Below are 3,303 nucleotides of genomic sequence, written 5' to 3' on the forward strand. Positions count from 1 at the left end.
ACATCAGCTCCAATGTTGAAAAAGAGTCAGCTTTTGAGAAGAGTTATTGAAAATTCAATTAGTTATAATTGGTGATTATTACTTCTTTTCCTGATCTCTTTGCAGCGTTTCTGTTGATTAGCCGTTTAACATCTAACGGTTCAATCAAATATTCTTTATACAGCTCTCTCACTAGAGGAACATCGTTGTTCGAGAGCATTACATAAGCTCCAAGTCTGTCTAAGCGACGAAAAAGAACGGCTAAACGATCGTGGTCTTCATAAGAAAAACCAATCTTTGTATAGTCAGTAAAGTCAGCAGAGTGGCTTTCCGGAACGTATGGACTGTCGAAATAGACAAAATCGCCCGGACCAACGTTTTTGCAGGCATCTTCAAAATCGGAACATAATATCGTCACGTCCTGTTCCTTAAGGAATCGAGAAATCGCTTCTATATTATTTTCGTCTAAGGATTTACCGGTCACTTTGTTGTTGTAAGGGACATTGAAGAAACCTTGGCTATTGACCCTATACAAGCCATTAAAACAATGTTTGTTAAGCCATACCATGAGAGCTGCACATTCCGGATCTAATTCCTTTGATGTAATTTTCCGGTTATACCGCTCTCTAATCTGGTAGTAGTACTTCTTATCACAAGCAACTTCATCCAATGAGTTCACAATAGAAATTATTTCTGAGGGACTATGCTTTAATTGTTGATAAAGATTAATCAGTTGCTCATTCGTATCGTTAATGACCGCACTTTTTGGTTTGAGCGATAAAAAAAATGCTCCTGCGCCGATAAACGGCTCAAAGTACGTATTGTAAGTTTGGGGAACTTTAGACATTAACGCCTCTAAAAGTTGTGTCTTCCCGCCGGCCCATTTGAGCACAGGTGACATGACTTTTGTTGGCATCCTCGTTCCTTTCCAAAAATTGTATTTCTCCACGTAGATATTAATGCAATTCACAAAAAACTATTTCTGCCAAACCTTTCTTTCTATACAAAATTGCCTTTTTCTTAATAAGTAAATATTTTGTGTACTCAAAAAGTTTCACACTCTTGTCAAAAGAGACGTTATAGTTTAAAAATACCTAGGTATAAACACTTAGGAGTTCGGTTTTAAGATGCCTAGCTTTGACATCATTTCTGATATTCATTTAGACCACCTAACCGGTACGGGAGATAAAGGGTTAGAGTTTATAGACTCTGTCTTTGAAAATCCGACAGCACCTAATTTGCTGATTGGCGGTGATGTGGGTTTCCAAAGTGATTTTTATTCCTCCTATTTCTTTGATTTGGTAAAAAAGAAATATGAAAAGGTTGTCTGTATTCTCGGCAATCATGATTATTGGGGATTTGATCTTAATACCGAATCTCCTTGGAAGTATTGGTCCGAAAGATATAACGCTCCTAATATTCATTTTCTTAGTCTGAGCGAGCCGAATGAAATCATTATCGATGACACTGTAGTTATCGGAGGTACTTTATGGTCGGAACTGGATCCTGTCTATGAAGTTCTTATTCAGGCCGCATTGAATGATTTCAAAGCCATCAAGAAATTTTCATTGGAACAATATAAGGCTCTGTATAACTTAGAGTTAGAAAATTTAAAGAAACAGATAGACAAATTTTCTGATCAGAAGACTTTGATTTTGACTCACCATGCCCCGACTTACCAAACAACAGAGCGCTGGTCGCAGAGTCCAATTAAGAGCTGCTTCTGTACATCTCTTGAGGACATTATTTTGGATAATCCTCAGATTAAGGCATGGGTTTTCGGACATTGCCATGAGTCTGACGTCATTCACATCGGACAGGCCAAGGTATTAGAACATTCGTTCGGTTATTACAACGCTAATAACCAGTCTTTTAAACCCCTGCACTTGGAAATCTAAAGAAAAACTCCAACCTTTTTACAGATTGGAGTTTTCCTGCAAGCTGGCTCAGCGCGAGGCCGAGCCGGATAACATTAGCTCAAGCCAACAAATTTACCGTTAACAACGTCAATAGAGTAGGCTGCCGGTTTTTTCGGCAGGCCAGGCATTCTCATAATGGCGCCGGTTGTAACAACGATGAAGCCTGCACCGGCGTTGAGGATAAGTCTTTGAACCGGAAGAGTGAAGTCCTTCGGAGCACCTTTCCAGCCGGGTTCATGAGAAAGAGAGAATGGTGTTTTGGCAATGCAGATAGGCAGCTTGCTGAAGCCCAAAGCTTCGATCTTAGCCAAGTCTTTTTGAGCTGCGGGAGAGAATTCAACATCTTTACCGCCATAAACCTTTGTGTTAACTTCTTGAATCTTTTCAAGAACTGTCTGGTCAAGGTTATAAGCAAAGTGGAGAGGCTGAGAGCCTTCTTTGACTGCTTCAATTAATTCCTTGGCTACGTCTACAGCACCTTCTCCGCCTTTGGCAAAGCCGTCGCTGACAGCAAATCTCGCACCTAAAGCCTTGCATTCATTGCGAACAACCTCGATTTCATCTTCCGGATCGCCGAAGAAATGATTGAGGGAGACGACTACCTGTTGGCCGAAGTTCTGAAGATTCTTGATGTGAGCTCTCAAGTTCGGCAAGCCGGCTTTTAAGGCTTCCATATTCGGTTTTCCGATTTCAGGAAGAGCAACGCCGCCGTGCCACTTCAGAGCTTTCAAAGAAGTTACCAAAACGGTAGCGGCAGGCTGAAGACCTGTTAAACGGCACTTGATGTCATAGAACTTTTCAGCGCCTAAATCGCTGCCGAAGCCTGCTTCCGTGATAGCCCAGTCGGCAAGTTTCAAAGCTGCTCTTGTTGCAGCAACGGAGTTGCATCCGTGAGCGATATTAGCGAAAGGACCGCCATGAACGAAAGCAGGGACACCTTCCAATGTTTGGACAAGGTTTGGAAGCATGGCGTCCTTTAATAAAGCCATTAAAGCGCCGGTTGCACCGAGTTCACCGCAAGTGTAGGCAGAGCCGTCTTTTTTGATACCGACGACTAGACGATCAAGTCTGGCACGGAGGTCAGATTCGCCGTCAGCTAAGCAGATAATTGCCATGAGTTCACTGGCAGCAGTAATGTCAAATCCTGTCTGAGCCGGTGTTCCGTTTGCTAAGCCGCCGAGACCGGTAACGATGTCTCTCAAAGAGCGATCATTAACGTCGAGAACACGTCTCCAAGTAACTTCCTTAAGTTCAACTTGACCTTGATGTTTTGCATTGTCAATTAGAGCAGCTAAAAGGTTATTGGATGCTGTAATTGCATGGAAATCGCCTGTGAAGTGGAGATTGATGGACTCCATCGGAACGACCTGAGAGTAACCGCCGCCGGCAGCTCCGCCTTTCATAC

The 3,303-nt window shown here is 42.5% G+C and carries 3 protein-coding genes; 1 reads left to right on the forward strand and 2 read right to left on the reverse strand.

Going from position 1 to position 3,303, the window contains the following annotated elements:
* Window positions 1–58: 58 nt before the first annotated feature.
* Window positions 59–895 (reverse strand): DNA adenine methylase, encoded by an 837-nt coding sequence (locus RDK53_RS12140; RefSeq protein WP_308515232.1) that lies wholly within the window; start codon window positions 893–895, stop codon window positions 59–61.
* Window positions 896–1,106: 211 nt separating this feature from the next.
* On the opposite strand from RDK53_RS12140, the gene RDK53_RS12145 reads away from it, so the two are divergent.
* Window positions 1,107–1,877, forward strand: a complete 771-nt coding sequence (locus RDK53_RS12145; RefSeq protein WP_308515234.1) for a metallophosphoesterase — start codon at window positions 1,107–1,109, stop codon at window positions 1,875–1,877.
* Window positions 1,878–1,951: 74 nt separating this feature from the next.
* On the opposite strand, the gene RDK53_RS12150 is transcribed toward RDK53_RS12145, so the two are convergent.
* On the reverse strand, window positions 1,952–3,303 hold a 1,352-nt coding region (locus tag RDK53_RS12150; RefSeq protein ID WP_308515236.1), incomplete at its 5' end, for a formate--tetrahydrofolate ligase.

Origin of the sequence: uncultured Turicimonas sp., assembly GCF_902477955.1 — a bacterium.
In the GTDB taxonomy this organism is placed as follows: domain Bacteria; phylum Pseudomonadota; class Gammaproteobacteria; order Burkholderiales; family Burkholderiaceae_F; genus Turicimonas.